Raw genomic sequence first — 747 nt, 5'->3', positions numbered from 1 at the left:
CGAAGAACTGGAGATCACTACGGTTGTAGACAGGATCGGGACGGGAGATGCCTACGCGGCTGGCCTTATTTACGGCTTACAAAACTTTGATGATAAGAAAGCCCTGGAATTTGCCAATGCGGCCTGTGCTTTAAAACATACCATTTTAGGCGATGCCAATCTGGTAAGTGTGGAAGAAGTACTGGAAGTAATGCAGGGCAGTACCGGCGGCAGGATTAAACGCTAATAATGAGAGAGGCACCTGCAAGGTTTTTGGAACCTTGTAGGTCTAAAAGAAATAATGTGAGGGACTGCAAGATTTCCAAAAACTTGTAGGCCTTAAAAATAAAATTATCTGCAATTGCTTTTAAAAAATAATTAATGGCAACATATACACGAATAGAAGTAGCTGAAGCTACAAAGTCCACCGGCGTGGTACCGGTATTCTACAATAAGGATATTGAAATTTGTAAGAAGGTCGTAAAGGCCTGTTATGATGGTGGCGCGCGGGTATTTGAATTCACCAACCGCGGCGATTTTGCCCATGAAGTATTTGGGGAATTGAACAAATATGCCACTCAAAACCTGGAAGGGATGATTTTGGGTGTAGGTTCCGTTCTTGATGCGGGTACTACTGCGCTATACCTTCAATTAGGCGCTAACTTTATTGTTTCTCCCATTGTTAATGCGGAAATGGCCAGAACCTGTAACCGCAGGAAAGTTTCCTGGATGCCGGGTTGTGGTTCAGTTACGGAGATTTCTTATGCG

General features: G+C 43.8%; 2 protein-coding genes. Both read left to right on the top strand.

Going from position 1 to position 747, the window contains the following annotated elements:
* The coding region (locus RM553_RS19560; RefSeq protein WP_311536645.1) for a PfkB family carbohydrate kinase at window positions 1-226 on the top strand (226 nt) is incomplete at its 5' end.
* Window positions 227-360: 134 nt separating this feature from the next.
* On the top strand, window positions 361-747 hold a 387-nt coding region (locus RM553_RS19555; RefSeq protein WP_489752717.1), incomplete at its 3' end, for a beta/alpha barrel domain-containing protein.

This window comes from Autumnicola tepida (assembly GCF_031846485.1).
GTDB classification, from domain to species: Bacteria; Bacteroidota; Bacteroidia; order Flavobacteriales; family Flavobacteriaceae; genus Autumnicola; species Autumnicola tepida.
The sequence above is the reverse complement of the archived record's forward strand: the minus strand, read 5'-3'. Positions and strand labels throughout refer to the sequence as shown.